This is a genomic window from Agrococcus sp. ProA11 (genome assembly GCF_039880525.1).
In the GTDB taxonomy this organism is placed as follows: Bacteria; Actinomycetota; Actinomycetes; order Actinomycetales; family Microbacteriaceae; genus Agrococcus; species Agrococcus chionoecetis.
In genome coordinates this window covers 388,663-407,604 of record NZ_CP156989.1, presented here as the reverse complement: position 1 = coordinate 407,604, position 18,942 = coordinate 388,663, and the positions used below count along the sequence as shown (strand labels likewise).

At 70.0% G+C, this 18,942-nt stretch carries 24 protein-coding genes and 1 tRNA gene; 13 read left to right on the top strand and 12 right to left on the bottom strand.

Annotated elements, in window-relative coordinates; genetic code table 11:
* Positions 1-76: 76 nt before the first annotated feature.
* The 3 genes from ABG090_RS01940 to ABG090_RS01930 are packed head-to-tail and all read left to right on the top strand — an operon-like array spanning position 77 to position 2,554.
* Complete coding sequence (locus ABG090_RS01940; protein ID WP_347755916.1) at positions 77-1,507, top strand: potassium transporter TrkG; 1,431 nt, start codon at positions 77-79, stop codon at positions 1,505-1,507.
* Entirely contained in the window at positions 1,500-2,171 is a 672-nt protein-coding gene (locus ABG090_RS01935; protein ID WP_347755914.1) for a TrkA family potassium uptake protein, read from the top strand. Before ABG090_RS01940 ends, ABG090_RS01935 begins: the two co-directional genes overlap by 8 nt.
* A complete protein-coding gene (locus tag ABG090_RS01930) occupies positions 2,168-2,554 on the top strand; it encodes a YchJ family metal-binding protein (protein ID WP_347755913.1) in 387 nt (128 codons plus the stop codon). The genes ABG090_RS01935 and ABG090_RS01930 overlap by 4 nt, the downstream gene beginning before the upstream one ends.
* A gap of 15 nt (positions 2,555-2,569) precedes the next feature.
* Here the strand turns inward: ABG090_RS01930 and proC are convergent, their stop codons facing one another.
* Positions 2,570-3,409 carry a pyrroline-5-carboxylate reductase gene (proC, locus tag ABG090_RS01925; protein WP_347755911.1) on the bottom strand — a complete coding sequence of 280 codons (840 nt, stop codon included), beginning with the start codon at positions 3,407-3,409 and terminating at the stop codon, positions 2,570-2,572.
* Positions 3,410-3,469: 60 nt separating this feature from the next.
* Here proC and ABG090_RS01920 point away from each other — a divergent pair, with 60 nt between their 5' ends.
* Together ABG090_RS01920 and ABG090_RS01915 are read left to right on the top strand one after the other, a co-directional pair.
* The gene (locus tag ABG090_RS01920) at positions 3,470-4,432 is read left to right on the top strand and encodes a cation diffusion facilitator family transporter (RefSeq protein WP_347755909.1); all 963 of its coding nucleotides are present in this window, start codon (positions 3,470-3,472) and stop codon (positions 4,430-4,432) included.
* A gap of 31 nt (positions 4,433-4,463) precedes the next feature.
* On the top strand, positions 4,464-4,877 hold the full coding sequence (locus tag ABG090_RS01915; RefSeq protein WP_347755907.1) for a hypothetical protein: 414 nt from the start codon (positions 4,464-4,466) through the stop codon (positions 4,875-4,877).
* Positions 4,878-4,937: 60 nt separating this feature from the next.
* Here ABG090_RS01915 and tadA read toward each other — a convergent pair whose 3' ends face one another.
* On the bottom strand, positions 4,938-5,399 hold the full coding sequence (tadA, locus tag ABG090_RS01910) for a tRNA adenosine(34) deaminase TadA (RefSeq protein WP_347755905.1): 462 nt from the start codon (positions 5,397-5,399) through the stop codon (positions 4,938-4,940).
* A gap of 62 nt (positions 5,400-5,461) precedes the next feature.
* On the opposite strand from tadA, the gene upp reads away from it, so the two are divergent.
* Positions 5,462-6,100, top strand: a complete 639-nt coding sequence (gene upp / locus ABG090_RS01905) for a uracil phosphoribosyltransferase (RefSeq protein ID WP_347755903.1) — start codon at positions 5,462-5,464, stop codon at positions 6,098-6,100.
* A 441-nt stretch (positions 6,101-6,541) separates the two neighbouring features.
* Positions 6,542-7,273, top strand: a complete 732-nt coding sequence (locus tag ABG090_RS01900) for a winged helix-turn-helix domain-containing protein (protein ID WP_347755901.1) — start codon at positions 6,542-6,544, stop codon at positions 7,271-7,273.
* A 206-nt stretch (positions 7,274-7,479) separates the two neighbouring features.
* Here the strand turns inward: ABG090_RS01900 and ABG090_RS01895 are convergent, their stop codons facing one another.
* On the bottom strand, positions 7,480-8,232 hold the full coding sequence (locus tag ABG090_RS01895; protein ID WP_347755899.1) for an alpha/beta hydrolase: 753 nt from the start codon (positions 8,230-8,232) through the stop codon (positions 7,480-7,482).
* A 75-nt stretch (positions 8,233-8,307) separates the two neighbouring features.
* On the opposite strand from ABG090_RS01895, the gene ABG090_RS01890 reads away from it, so the two are divergent.
* Both ABG090_RS01890 and ABG090_RS01885 read left to right on the top strand, forming a co-directional pair.
* Positions 8,308-8,997, top strand: coding sequence for a type 1 glutamine amidotransferase (locus tag ABG090_RS01890; protein ID WP_347755897.1), 690 nt, complete (start codon positions 8,308-8,310; stop codon positions 8,995-8,997).
* Between the two features lie 90 nt (positions 8,998-9,087).
* On the top strand, positions 9,088-9,777 hold the full coding sequence (locus ABG090_RS01885; RefSeq protein WP_347755895.1) for a Type 1 glutamine amidotransferase-like domain-containing protein: 690 nt from the start codon (positions 9,088-9,090) through the stop codon (positions 9,775-9,777).
* A 5-nt stretch (positions 9,778-9,782) separates the two neighbouring features.
* On the opposite strand, the gene ABG090_RS01880 is transcribed toward ABG090_RS01885, so the two are convergent.
* The 4 genes from ABG090_RS01880 to ABG090_RS01865 are packed head-to-tail and all read right to left on the bottom strand — an operon-like array spanning position 9,783 to position 12,305.
* Complete coding sequence (locus ABG090_RS01880; RefSeq protein WP_347755893.1) at positions 9,783-10,700, bottom strand: asparaginase; 918 nt, start codon at positions 10,698-10,700, stop codon at positions 9,783-9,785.
* A 54-nt stretch (positions 10,701-10,754) separates the two neighbouring features.
* Positions 10,755-11,345: a methylated-DNA--[protein]-cysteine S-methyltransferase gene (locus ABG090_RS01875; RefSeq protein WP_347755891.1), complete on the bottom strand. Its 591-nt coding sequence runs from the start codon at positions 11,343-11,345 to the stop codon at positions 10,755-10,757.
* Positions 11,338-11,802, bottom strand: a complete 465-nt coding sequence (locus ABG090_RS01870; RefSeq protein ID WP_347755889.1) for a sigma-70 family RNA polymerase sigma factor — start codon at positions 11,800-11,802, stop codon at positions 11,338-11,340. Before ABG090_RS01870 ends, ABG090_RS01875 begins: the two co-directional genes overlap by 8 nt.
* Positions 11,799-12,305, bottom strand: a complete 507-nt coding sequence (locus tag ABG090_RS01865) for a methylated-DNA--[protein]-cysteine S-methyltransferase (RefSeq protein WP_347755887.1) — start codon at positions 12,303-12,305, stop codon at positions 11,799-11,801. Before ABG090_RS01865 ends, ABG090_RS01870 begins: the two co-directional genes overlap by 4 nt.
* 92 nt (positions 12,306-12,397) lie before the next feature.
* Between ABG090_RS01865 and ABG090_RS01860 the strand changes: the two genes are divergently transcribed.
* Together ABG090_RS01860 and ABG090_RS01855 are read left to right on the top strand one after the other, a co-directional pair.
* Positions 12,398-12,943: a histidine phosphatase family protein gene (locus ABG090_RS01860; protein WP_347755885.1), complete on the top strand. Its 546-nt coding sequence runs from the start codon at positions 12,398-12,400 to the stop codon at positions 12,941-12,943.
* Positions 12,940-14,283: an FAD-linked oxidase C-terminal domain-containing protein gene (locus ABG090_RS01855; protein WP_347755884.1), complete on the top strand. Its 1,344-nt coding sequence runs from the start codon at positions 12,940-12,942 to the stop codon at positions 14,281-14,283. Before ABG090_RS01860 ends, ABG090_RS01855 begins: the two co-directional genes overlap by 4 nt.
* Before the next feature lie 93 nt (positions 14,284-14,376).
* Here ABG090_RS01855 and ABG090_RS01850 read toward each other — a convergent pair whose 3' ends face one another.
* Complete coding sequence (locus tag ABG090_RS01850) at positions 14,377-14,748, bottom strand: FKBP-type peptidyl-prolyl cis-trans isomerase (protein ID WP_347755882.1); 372 nt, start codon at positions 14,746-14,748, stop codon at positions 14,377-14,379.
* Positions 14,749-14,863: 115 nt separating this feature from the next.
* On the opposite strand from ABG090_RS01850, the gene ABG090_RS01845 reads away from it, so the two are divergent.
* Both ABG090_RS01845 and ABG090_RS01840 read left to right on the top strand, forming a co-directional pair.
* A complete protein-coding gene (locus tag ABG090_RS01845; RefSeq protein ID WP_347755880.1) occupies positions 14,864-15,286 on the top strand; it encodes an OsmC family peroxiredoxin in 423 nt (140 codons plus the stop codon).
* Between the two features lie 326 nt (positions 15,287-15,612).
* Complete coding sequence (locus ABG090_RS01840) at positions 15,613-16,119, top strand: hypothetical protein (protein WP_347755878.1); 507 nt, start codon at positions 15,613-15,615, stop codon at positions 16,117-16,119.
* Positions 16,120-16,152: 33 nt separating this feature from the next.
* Here the strand turns inward: ABG090_RS01840 and ABG090_RS01835 are convergent, their stop codons facing one another.
* From ABG090_RS01835 to ABG090_RS01820, 4 genes are all read right to left on the bottom strand, one after another.
* Positions 16,153-16,425, bottom strand: a complete 273-nt coding sequence (locus tag ABG090_RS01835; RefSeq protein ID WP_347755876.1) for a hypothetical protein — start codon at positions 16,423-16,425, stop codon at positions 16,153-16,155.
* A gap of 105 nt (positions 16,426-16,530) precedes the next feature.
* A tRNA-Arg gene (locus ABG090_RS01830) sits at positions 16,531-16,603 on the bottom strand.
* An 82-nt stretch (positions 16,604-16,685) separates the two neighbouring features.
* Positions 16,686-16,889 carry a cold-shock protein gene (locus tag ABG090_RS01825; RefSeq protein ID WP_072314408.1) on the bottom strand — a complete coding sequence of 68 codons (204 nt, stop codon included), beginning with the start codon at positions 16,887-16,889 and terminating at the stop codon, positions 16,686-16,688.
* Between the two features lie 137 nt (positions 16,890-17,026).
* Positions 17,027-18,844 (bottom strand): cell wall-binding repeat-containing protein, encoded by a 1,818-nt coding sequence (locus tag ABG090_RS01820; protein ID WP_347755874.1) that lies wholly within the window; start codon positions 18,842-18,844, stop codon positions 17,027-17,029.
* Positions 18,845-18,942 lie beyond the last annotated feature (98 nt).

Below are 18,942 nucleotides of genomic sequence, written 5' to 3'. Positions count from 1 at the left end.
ACAGCCTCGCGGAAGGACTACGCTGGGCGCGTTCTGCGCCGAGATGCGGCGCTCAGATCTGCGGAAGGCGCGGCACGTGGCAGAGCGAGGGATCGTCGAAGCGGGATCGATCCTCACGCGCCTCCGCGAGCGTCTCGAGTCGTTCACCACCTCGTACCCGGCGCGCTTCGCGATCTTCGTCTTCGCGTCGCTCAACCTGCTCTTCATGCTGCTGTTCATGACGCCGCTCGCGGCCGCCGACGGGCAGGCGACACCCGCGGTCGACGCGTTCTTCCAGGCAGTCAGCGTCGTCTGTGTGACCGGTCTGACGGTGGTCGACATGGCGACGCACTGGAGCCCGTTCGGCAACGCGCTCGTGCTGGTCGGCGTCGAGGTCGGCGGCATCGGCGTCCTGACGCTCGCGTCGCTGCTCGGCATGACGGTCGCCAGGCGGCTGGGCCTGCGCCAGCGCCTCATGGCCGCGAGTGACTCGAACCCCTCCCGCGTGCGCAAGGGCGTCGTCAAGGAGGGCCAGGCAATCCGCCTGGGAGAGGTCGGCGGGCTGCTGCGCACCGTCGCGCTCTCGGTGCTGGTGTTCGAGGCGATGCTGATCGTGCTGCTGTTCCCTCGCCTGCTGCTGGCGGGCAAGGAGCCGCTCGCGGCGCTGTACGAGGCGACCTACTGGTCGTTCATGGCGTTCACGAACTCCGGCTTCATCCCCACGGTCGAGGGACTGGAGCCCTTCTCCACCGACCCGTGGTTCCTGATCGTGCTGATGCTCGGCGTCTTCATCGGCTCGCTCGGCTTCCCCGTCTACTTCGTGCTGCTGCGGCACCTCGGCACGCCGCGCCACTGGTCGCTGCACGTGAAGATGACGATCTCGGTGTCGATCATGCTGTTCCTGGCGGGTGGATTGGTCTACCTGGTGCTGGAGTGGGGCAACGCCGACTCGTGGGGCACGGCGGAGTTCGGGCAGCAGATTCTGCACGCGTTCTTCCTCTCGTCGATGGCGCGCTCGGGCGGCTTCGCCATCGACGATCTCGGCCTGCTCCACAACTCGAGCCTGCTCGTGACCGACATGCTGATGTTCGTCGGCGGCGGCTCCGCATCCACGGCGGGCGGCATCAAGGTCACGACGCTCGCGATCCTGTTCCTCGCCGCGGTCGCGGAGGCGCGGGGGCGCAAGTCGATGGAGGCGTTCGACCGCCGCATCCCCTCCGACGTGCTGCGCCTGGCGGTGTCGGTCACGCTCTGGAGTGCGACGATCATCGCGACGGTGACGGTGGTGCTGCTGGAGATCACCGGCGCCCCGCTGTCGTTCGTGCTGTTCGACGTGATCAGCGCGTTCGGCACCGTCGGACTGTCGACGGGCTTCACCCATGCGGGTCTGGAGGACAGCGCGAAGGTCATCTTGGCACTGGCGATGTTCGCCGGGCGCATTGGTAGTGTGACGCTCGCCGCCGCCCTGGCAGCGAGCCAGAGCACGCGGCTGTTCACGCGCCCCGAGGAGAGGCCGATCGTTGGTTGACAGGATTCCGCACGACGCCCCCGTGCTCGTGATCGGGCTGGGGCGCTTCGGCGCCGCCACCGCCGGCCAGCTGGCGCGCCTCGACCGCGAGGTGCTCGCGATCGACGACGACATCAATCTGGTGCAGAAGTGGTCGGAGCGCCTGACGCACACGGTGCAGGCGGATGCGCGCTCGATCGATGCGCTCAAGCAGCTCGGTGCGCGCGACTTCTCGATCGCGGTCTGCGCCGTCGGCTCCTCGATCGAGGCGTCGGTGCTGATCGTCGCGAACCTCGTCGACCTCGGCATCCCGCAGATCTGGGCGAAGGCGATCAGCCAGTCGCACGGCAAGATCCTCAGCCGCATCGGCGCGAACCACGTCATCTACCCAGAGGCCGAAGCGGGCGAACGCGTCGCGCACCTGGTCTCGGGCCGCATGCTCGACTACATCCAGTTCGACGACCACTTCGCGATCGTGAAGATGTACCCGCCGAAGCACATCCGCGGCGTCACGCTCGCCGAGTCGAAGATCCGCTCGAAGTATCACCTGACTGTGGTGGGCGTGAAGAGCCCCGGTGGCGAGTTCACCTATGCCACGCCCGAGACCATCGTCTCGAACCACGACCTCATCATCATCTCGGGCAACCAGCGGGACATCGAGCGCTTCGCCGGCCTCGGCTCGTGATCGACGACGCCCGCCGCTGCCCCTGCGGCACCGGGCTCCCGTTCGGCGAGTGCTGCGGGCCGATCCTTCGCGGGGATCGCCAGGCGGCGACCGCCGAGGCGCTCATGCGCTCGCGCTTCACCGCATTCGCGGTCGGGGATGTGGACTGGCTGCTCAGCTCCTGGCACACCTCCACCCGACCGCGCTCGCTCGAACTCGACGCCGAGATCCGCTGGCTGCGCCTCGACGTGCTCGGCACGACCGGCGGCGGCCCGTTCGACCGTGAAGGGACCGTGTCGTTCGAGTCGCACTGGGTCGCCGACGGCACCCGCGGCTCGATGCGCGAGCTCAGCCGGTTCCGCCGCGACCGCGGCTGGCAGTACGTCGACGGCGACAGCCTCTGACGCCACGCTGGCGCGTCAGCCTGCGGCGAGCTCCTGCGCGCGCGCGAGCGCCGCAGCGGTCGCACGATCGAAGATGCTGCCCAGGTCGGCCTCCTGGAGCACGCCGATCGCCTGCTCGGTCGTGCCCTTCGGGCTCGTCACGCGGCGGCGCAGCTCCGCCGGCGCGGCAGCAGTGCCCGCGGCGTCGTCCGCCGCGAGCAGCTCGCTGGCACCGCGGAACGTGCCCTGCGCCATCGTGGCCGCCTGCTCGGGCGTGAACCCCATCCGCTCTGCCGCCTTCGTCAGCTCCTCGATGAGCAGGAACACGTAGGCGGGGCCGGAGCCCGAGATCGTCGAGAGCGCGTCGATCTGCGATTCGTCGAGCACGATCACCTCGCCGACCGCCTCGAACATGCGAGCCACGAGCGCCACGTCGTCGTCGCTCGCCCGGCTGCCGCCAGCGACGCCGGTGACGCCCAGGCCAACCGTCGAGGGCGTGTTCGGCATCGCGCGCACGACAGCGACGGATGCCGGCAGCGCGGCCTCGATGGCTGCGGTCGTCGTGCCCGCCGCGATCGAGACGACCACGGCGCCGGGTGCCAGGTGCGGCGCGATCTCGCCCGCCAGGTCGACGATCCCGACCGGCTTGACGCCCAGCACCACGAGCTTCGCGCCGTCGACGGCGCGCGCGTTGCCGTCCGGCTCCTCGGCGAGGGCGATCGACTCGACGCCCGGAAGCTCGATCGCGGCCGCCTTCTCGGGCGTCCGGTTCGTCACGATGATGCGCTCGGCGCCGTGCCGCACGAGCCCCTGCAGGATCGCGCCGCCCATCGATCCGACACCGAGCATGGCAATGGGAGGGAGGAGGTCAGTCATGGCGGCAAGGCTACCGGCGTGCTCAGAGCGGAGGGTCATCGCTCGCGTAGACTCCCGGGGGTGAGCGCATCCCACGGTACAAAGGCGGTCGTCGCGGCATTCTTGGCCAACTCCGGCATCGCCGTCACGAAGTTCGTCGCATGGTTCTTCTCGGGCTCCGCGTCGATGCTGGCGGAGGCCATCCACTCCGTCGCCGACGCGGGCAACCAGCTGCTGCTGCTGCTCGGCGGCCGGCTGGCGAGGAAGAACGCGAGCCGCGAGCACCCCTTCGGCTACGGCCGGGAGCGCTACGTGTGGGCATTCGTGGTGGCGCTGGTGCTCTTCTCGGTCGGCGGACTGTTCTCGATCTCCGAGGGCATCAGCAAGATCCAGGAGCCGCACGAGCTCACGATGTGGTGGCTGCCGCTGCTGGTGCTGGCGATCGCGATCGTGCTGGAGAGCCTCTCGTTCCGCACCGCGATCATCGAGGCGAACAAGGTGCGCGGCGCGTCAGGATGGTGGGAGTTCGTCCGCAAGGCGAAGAGCCCGGAACTGCCGGTGATCCTGCTCGAGGATCTCGCGGCGCTCACCGGCCTCGTGCTCGCGTTCGGTGCGGTCGGCCTCACGGCGCTCACCGGCAACCCGCTCTTCGACGCGATCGGCACGCTCGCCATCGGCGTGCTGCTCATCGCGGTCGCCGCGATCCTCGCGGTGGAGATGAAGTCGCTCCTGATCGGCGAGGGCGCGACGAGGGAGGATCACGCGAAGATCGCGCGGGTGCTGAACGGCAACCCTGGCGTCGAGTCGGTCATCCACATGAAGACGCTCTACCTCGGCCCGGATGAGCTCATGGTCGCCGCGAAGATCGCGTTCCCGCCGCAGACCGACATCGAGCACATCGCCACGACGATCGACGATCTCGAGAAGACGCTGCGCGCCGAGGTGCCGCACGCCCGCGTCATCTACATCGAGCCCGACCTCTACATCGAGCGGCCCGACATCGCTCCGTCGACCGACCACATCGTCATCCAGTCGGGGAACTGACTTCCCGAGCCTGGTTGTGTAGGCTGGCTACATGGACTTCCTGCACTCGCTTCTCGTCGCAACGCACCTCATCGGTGCGTCGCTGCTGATCGGTACCTTCTTCGTGCAGATGCGCGCGAAGGCCGGCTTCAACTTCACGATCCTGCTCGTGGGTGCCTCGCTCCAGCTGCTCTCGGGCGTTGCGCTCTACGGCCTCGCGATGGCGGGCGATGGCGACGTCAACCACATGAAGCTCGGCATCAAGGGGCTCATCGCGCTGATCGTCTTCGCCACTGCCCTGATCGGCTTCCTGCGCCAGAAGGCGATCCGCAAGGAGAAGGCGGGCCTCACCACCGGCGGCGCCGTCTCGGTCGGCAACCTGGAGCTCGAGCGCAAGCTGCTGCCGTTCTTCCACACCACCGGGGCGCTGGCCCTGATCAACCTGCTCATCGCCGTCTTCTGGTGATGTGTGCGGTGCTCCGGAGGCAGTGAGCGCCGGAGCACCGACCGCGGCCTCGGCGAGGCGTCAGCGCCTGCGCGCGAAGAAGTCGCGCAGCTGCGTCTCCGCCTCATCCGCGAGCACGCCCGAGACCACCTCGACCCGGTGCGGCAGCCGACGCTCCCGCAGCACGTCGACGACGCTGCCGGCAGCCCCGGCCTTCTCGTCCCACGCCCCGAAGACCACCCGGTCGATGCGGCTCGCGAGGATCGCGCCAGCGCACATCACGCAGGGCTCGAGCGTGACCACCAGCGCGCAGCCATCGAGCCGCCACGAGCCGAGATGCGCGGCCGCCTGACGGAGCGCCACGACCTCCGCGTGCGCCGTCGGATCGTGCCGCGCCTCGCGCTCGTTCCGCCCCGCGCCGATCACGGTGCCGGATGCGTCCACCACCACCGCGCCGACCGGCACGTCGTCGGTGCGCTTCGCGGCAGCCGCCTCCGCGAGCGCCGCCCGCATGAGCATCTCGTCGCGCGCACCTGGCCGCATCCGAACTCCTCGCGCTGCTGTCTTCGCGCGGGCACGGTGCCGCGCCCACTACCCTGAACCCTATGCGAGTCCACGTCGCCGACCACCCGCTCGTCACCCACAAGCTGACGGTGCTGCGGGATGCGGCCACCCCCTCCCCCACGTTCCGCGCCCTGGTGGGCGAGCTGATGACGCTGCTCGCCTACGAGGCCACCCGCAATGTGCGGGTCGCGCCCAAGGAGATCCAGACTCCGGTCACGACGACCACCGGTGTCTCGATCGCCGAACCGCGTCCGCTCGTCGTGCCGATCCTGCGCGCGGGCCTCGGCATGCTCGAGGGCATGACCGCGCTCGTGCCGACGGCTGAGGTGGGCTTCCTCGGCATGGCGCGCAACGAGGAGACGCTCGAGCCCTACACGTACGCGGAGCGGCTGCCGGACGACCTCTCCGACCGCCAGTGCTTCGTGCTCGATCCGATGCTCGCGACCGGTGGCTCGCTGTCGGCCGCGATGCAGTTCCTGTTCGACCGCGGCGCCGTCGACGTGACCGCCATCTGCCTGCTGGGCACGCCCGAGGGCCTGGAGCGCGTCGAGCGCGACATGGACGGCCAGGATGTGACGATCGTGCTCGGCGCACTCGACGAGGGCCTGGATGAGCGCGGCTTCATCGTTCCCGGGCTCGGCGACGCCGGGGACCGCCTGTACGGCACCGTCGGCGACTGACCGCTCCCCGGGCCGCGTCGCGCGGCCGCTGCGCCGGATGCGCGCGGTCGCGCGTCCACCGACGGCAACGCAAGACTTCGTCATAGTTCGTCACATTGTTGCGATATTTGACACCGCGCACGGGTGGCGACGATACTGGCGAGCATGACGACCACCATCCGCCCACTGTCCGTCCTTGCGACGAACGGGCTGAACGGCATGATGATGCCGATGGTCGCCACCCGTCGAATGTGTGCTTGAGCACAGCTCGCACCGTCCGACCGCTCCATGAGGAGTCGCTGACGCATTCGCGTCGTGCCTCCCGGGCCTGAGCAGCCCACGAGCGGTCCCCGAACCGACATCGGTTCGCGCACCAGACATCGACATCTCGCGTCGACGGTCGCGCATCCGCCCAGACGCGGGCACGGATGCCGCCGCCGACCGCACGCCGGAAGGCCCACCATGACCATCCTCACCGCTCCTCAGCCCACTCGCCCCCGCCGCGCGGCGTCGCCGTTCGCGACCGCCCACGGTTCGTCCGCACTCGCGCCGCGCACGAACGACACGCGGTCGTCGACGCCTCGCCCGGCGGCACCCAGCCCCATCCGCGCCGTCCCCGAGGGCGCCGAGGTGCGCGGCTTCGCGCTCTACGTCGGCCTCGGCGATGGCGCGACATCCGCCGATCAGGCCGAGCTCACGCGGCTCGTCGGCGAGCTGCGCGCACTGACCTCGCGCCTCGCGCCCAGCGCACAGACCCACGCCGCCGTGGCGCTCGCGCCGGCCGGATCCGGTGGCCGGGATGTCGACGTGGTGCGGCGAGCGCTCGGCGATCCGGCCGTGCAGCAGCCGGCGCCGGTGGCGGACCACGGGATCGTCATCGACCTCACCCGCAAGCGCGTCGCGCTCGGTGATGACATCGCACCGCTCACCTACCGCGAGTTCGAGCTGCTGCAGCACATCGTGCTGCGCGAGGGGTCGACGGTCGGGCGCTGCGCCATCATCGACGCGCTGTGGCACGCCGACGCCGACGACCGGCCGAACGAGCGCACCATCGACGTGCACGTGCGGCGGCTGCGCTCGAAGCTGGGCGCCTACGCGCCGATCATCCGCACGGTGCGCGGCGAGGGGTACCGCTTCGACCGGCATGCCGACGTGACGGTGCTCGCGAGCGGCCCCAGCCCGGATCGATTCTGAACCACAGCGAAATCACAGCCAGATCTGGGCGCGCGCGTGCACCGCGCCCACTACGTTCGAGTCACGTTGATCGTTGTGCTGTGGCGATCGGCGGAAGCGATGGCCAACCGCCTCGCTTGGTGCAAGGGACTGGGGCCGACTGAGAGAACTCAGTCGGCCCTGCACCTTGTCGGCGCCCGCCTGCTTGGCTGCCTCCCGCTCGACTGCTACCGATCGGAGAGGAACGCGGAGGCCGCCCGGCGGAAGTGACCGGAGGTCGGCGCGTTCACGTGGTTGCGCCCCGGGATCACCTCGAAGCGGCCGTTCGGCAGCAGCGGCAGCAGCGACTCGGTGTCGCGCGCTCGCCGATCCTTCTCCCCGGTCATCAGCAGCGTCGGCATCTGCGGCGGCGACTCCTCCGGGTCGAAGAGTGTGCGGGAGACCTCGCCCGCGAGCGTCACGAGCGTCGCCGGGTCGTGCTCGGGGAAGACTTGCGCCAGCTCGACGATGAACGACTCCATCGGGCCCGGCTCCGCGTCTCCGTCCAGCGCGCGCAGCGCGAGCTGCAGGTCGAACTGCTGGAACGGGTCACCGGCGGGCAGTCCCCCGAGCACCAGCGACCGGAATGCGTGGGGCCGCGTGCCTGCATGCCGCCAGAGCAGCCGAGCGCCCATCGAGTAGCCGATCGCGCCCGGCGCCTCGGGGAGGGCGAGCTGCCGCAGCACGGCGTCGAGATCATCGACGAACCGCTGCACCTCGTAGCCGGTGCTCGGGTGATCGCTGTCGCCGTGCCCGCGCAGATCCATGGCGATCCCGCGCAGCCCGGCAGCAGTCAGTGACTCACCCCAGCCGCTGTCGATCCAGTTGCGCCGGGCGTTCGAGGAGAAGCCGTGGATCAGCACGACCGGTCGACCATCGGGGTCGCCGAGCTCGTGCAGGGCGATCCGCACGCCGTCGGGCGCCATCGCGTAGACCGTCACTCGGCCGCCGCCTCGGGGAGGATTCGAAGTGCTCGCATGCGCCATAGGCTAGCTCGCAAAGAGAGAGGGCCTCCGTTGCCGCGTTCCGTCCTGTTCATCAAGCACATCGAGTATGAGACGGGCGGGCATGCCACGACGCTGCTGTCGCATCTGCCCACGCGCGAGGCCGTCTTCCCGACCTCCCTGCCGTCGCTCGACGAGCTCGCGGGCGTCGTCATCCTCGGGGGTCAGATGAGCGCCGCAGACGTGGCCGAATACCCCTCGCTCGCACGCACCGCCGACCTGGCGCTGCGTGCCATCGATGCCGAGATCCCGGTGCTCGGCATCTGCCTCGGTCACCAGATCATCGGCCGCGCCCTCGGCGGCGTGCATCGCGAGGGCGCCGTCGACGCCGTCGGCATCCTCGACATCGATCTCATCGAGCCCGACCCGTGGCTCGGCGACCACGTCGGCACGATCGGCGCCATGCGCTGGAACAGCGACGTCGTCTCCCTGCCGCCCGGCGCGACCCTGCTCGCCCGGAGCGCCACGGTCGACAACGACGCCTTCCGCTACGGATCGGCGCTCGGGATGCAGTTCCACCTCGAGGCCGACGACCGCGTCATGCGGCTGTGGGACTCGATCACGAGCCCCACGCTCAGCGAGCTGCGGGACGCGCAGTCAGTGGCCGACTGGCGCGAGCACATCGCGAGCGATCCGGCACTCCTCGACGTCACCGAGCGCGGCTTCGGCGCCTTCGCGGAGGCGTGCGCGGCGCGACTCTAGCCACGCTGCGACCACGAGCGGAACGGGCCTTGTCCGTGCAGCCGTATCGCGGCACGATCAAGCCATGACCCGTCTCCGTCAGCGTGCCCCGTGAAGTTCCTGCTCACCTCCATGGGGATCAGCAACGCGAGCATCGAGGGCGCACTCGTGGGCCTGCTCGGCAAGCCCATCGCCGAGTCCACGGCGCTCATCATCCCCACGGCCGCCTATCCGTTCCCCGTCGGCGCCAGCATGGCGTGGGAGGCGATCTCCGGCAACGCCCCGGGCCCCATGGCCGAGCTCGGCTGGAAGTGGCTGGGGGTCTTGGAGCTCACCGCGCTGCCGACCATCCGCGAGGAGCACTGGGTGCCCGTCGTGCGGAGCGTCGATGCGCTGCTCGTCTGGGGCGGCGACGTGCTCTACCTGTGCCATTGGATGCGGCAGTCGGGCCTCGCCGATCTGCTCGATGCGATGCCCGACACCGTCTACGTGGGCGTCAGCGCTGGCAGCATCGCCGTCACATCGTTCAACCCGGACGCGGCGTTCAACCTCGCGTTCGTGCCCGACGGCAGCGACATGGCGCTGGAGGCAGACAGGACCCTCGGGCTGGTCGACTTCGCCCTCTACCCGCACCTCGATCAGGACGACATGGAGGACGCCTCGCTGGCGAGCATCACCCAGTGGGCATCCGGAATCCCGGCGCCCACCTATGCCATCGACGACGCGACCGCCATCACGGTCGTCGACGGCGAGGTCGAGGTCGTCTCCGAGGGCAGCTGGCAGCTGCTGCCGCGCCCCTGATCGCGCTAGATCGCGACGCGGAGGCGACCAACCGGCTCGTCGGCACTCATCTGCAGCAGGCCGAGCGGCTCGGCGAGCCGCTCGAGCGTGCCAGCGGGGATCGCGCCCGCGCGCTCGAGCAGCGCAAGGGCGACGGGCGCACCGGCGCGCCGGGCGCCGTCAGCCGTCTTCACGACCGCCGTCGTGCCGTCTGGGGCGACCATCGCCTGCGTGCCCTCGGCCCCGAACTTGGTCGTGCATCCCGTCTCGGCGATGACGACGGCGTCGGGCTTGCCGGTGCCGTCGACCAGTGTCGGATGCGCGCGCATGGCCTCGCCGATGAGCCGGTGCGCTCCTGTGCCGTCCGGGGCCAGACGCCGGAAGCCGCGCGCAAGGCCGACCGCCGTGGTCGGGAACACCAGGGCGCCGCAGCCATCGTGCGCGAACTGCCGAATCGGCTCGTCCGCCGCAGCAGCGACACCGTCGCGCAGCACCCTGGCGAGCGGGTGGTCGTCGGCCCAGTAGTCGGCGCTCGCGCCCATGGTGCGCGCGGCAGCCGCGAGCGCGATGTGCTTGCCCACGCACATGTGGGCGAAGCGACGCTGCGTGCCATCGGGCGCCGTCATCGGCAGGCAGCGCAGGGCAGCCTCGTCGACGCCGTGCGCGGTCGCCATGCCTGCGGCAGTGTCGACATGCTGCTGCTCGGCGAAGTGGCTGGCGCTCGCGAGCGCCGCGTGGGCGGGCTCGAGTGCGATCAGGCCGGCGTCGATGAGCGCGGCGGCATAGAGCGGCTTGAGGCTGCTGCGCGAGAGGAACGCCTTGGTGCTGTCGCCGTGCGACTCGATGACGGCGCCGCCGGGATCGATCGCGACGGCGACGCCGTGGTGCTCGGACTCGAGGAAGCCGTCACGCTCGATGACAGCCAGCAGTGCAGTGGAGGGCATGACCACCACGGTAGTCGCGAGTGCCACTGACAGCTCGCGCGCCGGGCGTCGCTGCTAGGTCGCTGCCGCCTCGACGCCGAGCAGCGCGCGCTTCGCCTCGACGCCACCGGCGTACTGGCCGAGCTGGCCGTCGCTGCGCACCACTCGATGGCACGGGATCGCGATCGGCAAGGGGTTCCTGCGGCAGGCCGTGCCGACCGCGCGCACGGCGCGTGGGGAACCCACCGCGTGCGCGACCTGCGCATAGCTGCGCGTCTCGCCGTAGGGGATCTGGCGCAGCTGCTCCACGACCTGTCGGCCGAAGCCGCGCGCGAGCGTCAGGTCGAGCGCGCCCTCGAAGCTGCGATTGCGGCCCGCGATGAGCCGCTCGAGGTCGCGTGCGGCATCGTCGAGTCGGCTCGGCGCCTCCAGCACGCGCGGGCTGATCGCTACCGCGAGACGATCGAGTGTGGCGTCGGGGTGGTCGCCGTCGAATGTCACGGAGACGAGCCCGGCGGGCGTTGCGGCCAGCAGCAGCGACCCCAGCTCGGTGTCGAGCCTGCGGTAGGCGACGTCGAGCAGGCCGTTCGCGGCGGCGCGCTCGGCCAACGTCGCCCGCAGCGCCGTCAGCGGCGCGTCCGGCATCCCCTCCAGCGGCTCAGCCACGGTCGCTGTCCATCAGCTCGCGCAGGCGGCGCATGCCGTCGGCGGACGCGCGACGCGCGGCCTCGGCCGAGCTGCCCACTGCGGTGGCGACCTCGGTGAATGGGAGTCCGCCGAGGTGGTGCAGCACGACGGTCTCGCGCTGCCGCTGCGGCAGCTGCGCGAGCGCTCGTGCGAGATCGAGGTCGCGGCCGCGCGGCGGGGCGGGACGGTCGGGCACGTCGCCGACCACGAGCTTGGCGCGGCGCCGGAGCACATCGATGGCTTTGCGGTGGGCGATGGTCACGAGCCAGCCCTCGATGCGGGTGTCATGCGCGAGATGCGGGTATGCCTCGAGCGCGGCGAGGAACGTCTCGCTCCACGCGTCGTCGGCGTCGGGCTGATCGAGGAGCGCCCGGCACACCCGCCACACGCGCGGACCGTGCTGCGCGACGATCGAGTCGAACGGGGCACGGGTCACGCGACCGAATCTAGACCGCTGGCGCCGTCGAGCGCCGTGCCGGCCTCGTGGTCGAGCAGGAATCGCTTCCGCTCCACGCCGCCGCCATAGCCGGTCAGGGCGCCGGTCGAGCCGACCACGCGATGGCACGGCACGACGATCGAGAGCGGGTTGCGGCCGTTCGCGAGCCCGACCGCGCGCACCGCCGTCGGCTGCCCGAACTGCGCGGCGATCCAGCCGTAGGTGCGGGTCTCGCCATAGGGAATCGTCCGCAACGCCTGCCAGACTCGCAGCTGGAACGGCGTGCCCGCGGGCGCGAGCGTGAGGTCGAAGCTCTTGCGCTCCCCCGCCCAGTACTCGCCGAGCTGTTCCACGGCATCCGCGAACGCATCGTCGTCGCGTGCGCCGAAGGTCGCGGGCTTCGGCGCCGGCTTGTGGTCGGGCATGAAGAGGCCCGTCAGCCCCTGCTGGTCGCGGACCAACGTGAGCGAGCCGATGGGGCTGTCGATGATCGTGTAACTCATGGTCGTATTCCTCTCATACTCTGCCAACGCGCGGCGGAGCCGGAATGTGAGCCTGTGGATGACGAGTCGGTTTCCCGCCGTAGGCTCGGGGTATGGAGATCGCGCTCGTTCGGCACGGCCAGACCGACTACAACCGTGCCGGCCAATTGCAGGGCAGCAGCGACATCGCCCTCAACGCGACGGGTCTGGAGCAGGCGCGCACCGCCGCCCGGCTGCTCGCCGACGATAGCTGGGACGCGGTGGTCTCGTCGCCGCTGCGACGCGCCGCCGTCACCGCCGACATCATCGCGGAGGCCCTCGGGATCACGGTGCTCGGTCGCTATCCGGGCCTCGCCGAGCGCGATTACGGCGCCGCCGAGGGGCTCACGAAGGAGCAGGCCATCGGCGCGTTCGGCAACGTCTGGCCTGGCCAGGAGTCGTTCTCCGACCTGCAGCGGCGCGGCGTTGCCGCGATCGAGGAGATCGCTGCCGAGCATCCCCTGCCGGGGCTCGTGATCGTCGCCCACGGCACGCTCATCCGCGCATTCATCGACCACGTCACCGGCATCGAGAGCGACACCCCAGACAACGCGCACTCGGTGCGCCTCTCGGGCGAGCCCGGTGCCTGGAAGGTCGTGGACGGGCTGCTGCTGCGATGAGCCTCGACTTCCTGCGCGCCGCGCTGCCGGCGCACGTCGTCGTCACCGATGCCTCGGCGCTGGACGCCGCGCGGGCCGACAAGTCCGGCCACCGCTCCGTCTCTGCGCCGCTCGCGATCGTCGAGGCCGAGCGCGTCGAGCACGTGCAGGCGGCGATGCGCTGGGCGTACGAGCACAGCGTGCCGGTCGTGCCTCGCGCCGCGGGCACCGGGCTCGCCGGCGGAGCGATCGCCGGCGCGGGCGAGCTGGTGCTCTCGGTCGATCGCATGCGGCGGGTGCTCGACGTCTCCGTCATCGACCAGTCCTGCGTCGTCGAGCCGGGCATCCGCAATGCCGAGCTCAACGAGCTCCTCGCGACCCACGGGCTCTGGTGGCCGCCCGACCCTGCCAGCCGCGCCATCTCCACCGTCGGCGGCAACATCGCCACCAACGCCGGCGGGCTGCTGTGCGCGAAGTACGGCGTCACCCGCGAATGGGTGCTGGCGCTCGACGTGGTGCTCGCCGACGGCAGCCGCATCTCGACCGGCCACCGCACCGTGAAGGGCGTCACGGGCCTCGACCTCACCGCGCTGCTGATCGGCTCGGAGGGCACGCTCGGCATCATCGTCGGCGCGACGCTCAAGCTGCGTCCGCTCGTGGAGGGCGCGGTCTGGACGGTGGGCGCGTTCTTCGAGGACGAGGCCGCCGCGGCTGCCGCCTGCACCGCCGTGACCGCCGCGCGCATCCGGCCGGCGATCATGGAGCTCGTCGGCCGCGATGCGGTCATGATGCTCGCCGCCTACACCGGCCGCGCGATGTCGGGCGCGTTCGTGCTGGTGCAGACCGACGACCTCGGTGCCGATGCCACCTCGGAGACGGTCGCGCAGATCCTCGCAGCGCACGGCGGTCGGGTCGAGCGCACGGACGACCTGACGGAGTCGGATGCCCTGGTGCAGGTGCGCAGGCAGGTGCACTTCGCGCTCGAGTCGTTCGGCTCGGTGCTGGTGGAGGATGTCTCGGTGCCCCGCTCGCGGCTGGCGGACATGTTCCGCGCCTGCCACGAAGCGGCAGAGCGGCATGGGGTGCGGCTTGCGACGACCGCGCACGCGGGCGACGGCAACCTGCACCCGACCTTCGTCTTCGACGGCCCCGAGCCGAGCGAGGCGATCTGGGCCTGCGCGAACGACGTGTTCGCCGCGGGCATCGCACTCGGCGGCACGCTCACCGGCGAGCACGGCGTCGGCATCCTCAAGCGTCGCTGGCTCGTCGACGAGCTGGGCGAGCGGCAGCTCTCGCTGCAGCACGCCGTGAAGGCCGCGTTCGATCCCACCGGCATCCTCAACCCCGGCAGGGCCCTCTAGACCGCGCCACCCCCGACGCCGAACCGGCCCTGTGGTCTGGCGAGGCGCTGCACGCGCCGCCAGACCACAGGGCCGGTTGAAGAACGGCTGTTGCTACTTGACTGCGACCAGGTCGCAGACGAAGATCAGCGTCTCGTTCGGGCCGATCACGCCGCCCGCGCCGCGCTCGCCGTAGGCCAGGTGCGGCGGGATGACGAGCTTGCGGCGTCCGCCGACGCGCATGCCCTCGATGCCCTGCTCCCAGCCCTTGATGACCATGCCCACCCCGAGCGGGAACTCCAGGGGTGCGCCACGGCCGTAGGAGGCGTCGAACTCCTCGCCCCCGGAGTGCGTCACGCCCACGTAGTGGACGCTGACCTGCTTGCCGGTCACCGCCTCCTCGCCGTCGCCGACGGTGATGTCGGTGATCTCCAGGTCGGTGGGTGCGGGACCCTCGGGTGCGTCGATCTCAGGCTTCTCAGTCATGCGTCAATCTTCGCACGGCGCACGTCATCGCGGTCTCCCTGTCCTTTCAGATTCGACCGCTCTAGCCTGAGGAGGTCGAGCCGATCCGGGCGTCGACGCGATTCAAGGAGGAACCATGGCCATCACGTCGAACGGCAGCGCAACCTGGAGCGGAGACCTCGCCACTGGCAGCGGAACCGCCACCCTCGGCGCCGGCACCAGCTTCGACATGTCGTGGAAGGCCCGCGCGGAGTCGCAGGGCGGCACCACACCGGAGGAGCTCATCGCCGGCGCGCACGCATCGTGCTTCTCGATGGCGCTGTCGAACATCCTCTCGGAGGCAGGCCACACCGCCGAGTCGCTCTCGACGAGCGCCAAGGTGACGTTCGTCGCGGGCACCGGCATCACCAAGAGCGTGCTGAGCGTGAGCGGGCGCGTGCCGGGCATCGACCAGGAGCAGTTCACCGAGTTCGCCGGTCAGGCCGAGCAGGGATGCCCCGTCTCGCAGGCGCTCGCAGGAGTGGAGATCTCGCTCGAATCCGCGACGCTAGAGAACTGACTGCCGATGTGGCAAAGTTTCCACTAGACGTCCTTGCTGCTACCGGCTATAAACGGAAGTAGCGGGGATCCCTGCACGGCGACTGGAGAGCAATGAAGCGATACGAGCAACTTCCCACCCACCTGCTGGTCACGCTCGGCGGCGATGACGACATCATCATGTCGATCATCACCGGCGATGACGACATCATTATGTAACGACCTGCACGAACCCGCGGCCGCGGTACCGACTCCCGAGTCGGCACCGCGGCTTCGGCTTTTCTCGGGCGCGCACGCGGTCGAATCCGGCGCCGAACTGCGAGAGGATTGACGGGGAGGGAGATCTCGATGAGTGAGGCCGACGACTCGGACAGCGAGCGCGCTTTCGCGGTCCTGGAGCAGTACGTGCAGCGAGCCGAGCGCATCGGTCGTCTCGCCGCCATCGAGCACACCCCGCACGAGGAAGCACACCGCATCGCTGCAGCCACTGCCGTGCTCGCCTCGACCGACTTCGGTCGCGAGGCGGCGCGAGCGCGACTGCGACGCGCCCCGCTCATCCACCTGGTGCTCGCGCTCGTCATCCTGCTGCAGCTCACCGCCGTGCTGAACCCCGAGGGGCAGGGCTTCACGCTCTTCTCACTCATCACCATCCTGTACGTCGCCGTGCATGCCGCAGAGCTCACCGTCGGCAACCCGCTGCATCGCGCGGCCGCCCGCCTCCCGGGGCCCGTGCAGCGACTGATCTCCCCACACTTCTTCGTCTTCGAGCACGCCGTGCTGAGCGCCTACTCCGAGGAGTGCCGGAGCATCGGGCACCCCGGCTGCGAGTGCGTCACGTCGACCGAAGGCGCCTGAGCCCACTCGGACTTGCCTGCTGGTGCTCTGCGGTCAGCGGCGCTTATTCGGCACATAGCGCCAGATCCGGTAGATCGCGTCGCTGGGGTCGATCACGAGTTCACCCTGCCCAGCGTCATCGATCGCGTTGAGGCTCTTGCTGTCGAGAGGGTCGAACTCCACGACTCCCGACACGAAGCACATCTCCATCGGGCGCAGCTGCATCATCATCACGATCGTGACGGTGTCACCGGCGACCGGATGGATCACGACGTCACCGTCGTAGACGCCGCCGGCCGTCAACCACTCGTCTCTGCGCTGCAGCACGGCGCAATCCTGGCATAGCGCCACGGGTGGGGACGACGGTCGGGTGCGGAAACCAAGAAGGCCACCTGCTCTCGCAAGTGGCCTTCCGACTGTCTCAACACAGTGCGCGCCCGGAGGGATTCGAACCCCCAACCTTCTGATCCGTAGTCAGATGCTCTATCCGTTGAGCTACGGGCGCCCGGCCAAACGGCCAGCGATCAGATTACATGATCACTGGCCGTGAGGCGAATCGTGTCACGCCGCATGCGGCGCGACGAGACTCACAGGGGGCGGATGTCCGCTGCCTGCGGGCCCTTGGTGCCCTCAACGATCTCGAACTCGACTGCCTGAGCCTCTTCGAGGGTCTTGAAGCCGTTGGACTGGATCTGGCTGTAGTGAGCGAACAGATCCTTGCCGCCGTCGTCCGGAGCGATGAAGCCGAAGCCCTTGCCGGAGTCGAACCACTTGACGGTGCCGGTTGCCATATTTCCTTCAATCAATGCAATGCAGCCGAAGCTGCGTTCAAAAGCGCAGAACAAGATCCGTCCTGCACCTCAACAACACTAGCGGTAGAAGGGTGCGCTCCGCTGACAATCTTTTCTAGTGCCGCTCGGCCGCGTGCTCAGGCGCAGCGCACGAGGTCGGCCACCGTGTCGCGGAGCGTGGCCGTGCCGCCCAGGACCACCAGGGTCTCTGGCAGGTATTCGTCGTGGATGACCGCGACAGTCTCGCGCGGGACGCAGTCGGTGCGAGCCAGCAGCAACGGGCCCGCATTCGAGGCGACCGCGGCGCCCGCGAGCGCATCGGGGAAGTTCAGACCGGATGCCAGCAGCACCTCGACCTGCACGCCGCTGTTCGCCGTCGCAGCCAACTCAAGATTGGTCTCGAAGCGGTTGGCGCCGGCGATGCGCTGCGGTACGAAGCCGAGCTGCGCCTCGAGCTGGCTCGCGACTCCAGCGGAGACGCTCGGCGTGCCGCCCGCGATGATCAGCTCGCGCAGGCTGCTGTTCGCGACGTAGTCCTGCACGACCTGCGGCAGCTGCGCTGCGGGGGTGAGGATGACCGGCGCGTTGCGCCCCGCCGCGACCGGCGCGGCCGAGAGCGCGTCGGGGAAGACCTGCCCGGAGGCGACGTACGCGAGGGTTGCCGCGGGGAAGGCGTGGTCGGCGATCATGACCGAGGTCTCGTAGCGGTTCGCGCCGGCGAGTCGAGCGATCTCCGCATACGGCAGCGCGGCCGCGACCTGCTCGGCGACGCGGGCAGAGACCGAGTGCTCGCTGCCGACGATGACGACCGTCTCCGGCGCCAGCCGGCGCAGCTCGGCGGCCACCGACGCCGCCAGCTCCGCGCGCGGAGTCAGCAGCAGGGCGTTGCCCGGCTGCGCCGCTGCCGGCGCCAGCGACAGCGCATCCGGGTACTTCTCCCCGGTGGCGAGGTAGACGGTGCTCACCTCCGCCGGGTCGTTGTAGCGGGTCGAGATGGCGACCGCGGTCGTGTAGCGATTCGCGCCGGCCACTCGCTCGCTGGGAATCTCCGGGTCCGGCATCGGCACGAGAACGCTCTTGCAGCCGAGGTTGCGGTGCTGACCCGGCCCGAAGCTGTTCTGCGCGACCGCACAGACCTCATGCCGCGCGCCCGGGTCTGCGGCGACGGTCCAGCGGAAGTCATGACCCAGCCGCCACTCCCCGGCACCCCACGGCTCGATCGTGCGGTCGGCTGTCACCGTGGCGCTGCTGCGCCCATCGAGCGTCAGCCGGACCGTGGAGGAGCGATTGCGAGACGAGAAGTCGAGCGCCCATCCGCTGACGGTGATGGTGCCGTCGGACGCGGCAGTGGCGCTCGTGACGTCGCCGACGACGTCGTCGCGTGCTGTGGTGCCGCCGGCCGCGATCCACGCGTCGATCGAGTTGTACATCGGGATCTCGCCGGCGTCGTACCTGCCGAAGTTCACGGTGCCGTACATGAAGTACTTGGCGACGTCGTCGGTGTCCAACGCGATGCCGGGGGCCATCACGGTCGCGTCGGACACCATGATCGCCTCGTGGCCAGAGGAGTTGATCCACTGGCGCACGAGCGCCGCGGTGTCAGCATTGCTGCGCGCCGCGATGATCTCGCCGGCGCGATCCCATCCCGCTGGGTAGAGCTTCCAGTGCAGCTTCCGGTGCTCGAAGCGATCGGTGGTGACCAGCTGGTCGCTCCAGCTCTGGGCGATCTCGAACAGGTCGGGTGCGAACCGGAGCGCTCCGAGTCGCTTGCTGGCGCGGTAGTCGTTGATGGCATCGAAGGTGTCGCGCACCATGTCGAGGTGCTCGACCATGACGACGGATCCGTTGGGCAGCTGCACCGCATCGCTGGCGTCCGCCCGCGATGCTGGGGCGGTGAGCGCGCCCGTGAGGGCGACCACGACGGCAGCGGTGGCGGCGAGGACTCTGCGAAGCATTCGGCATCCAAGGTGAGGGCGATCGAGGAGGCTGCAGCGGCGCAGCGTCCAACGCATCGTAGCCAGTGCCGTATGTGGTGGCCGCCGCGGTGCGCACC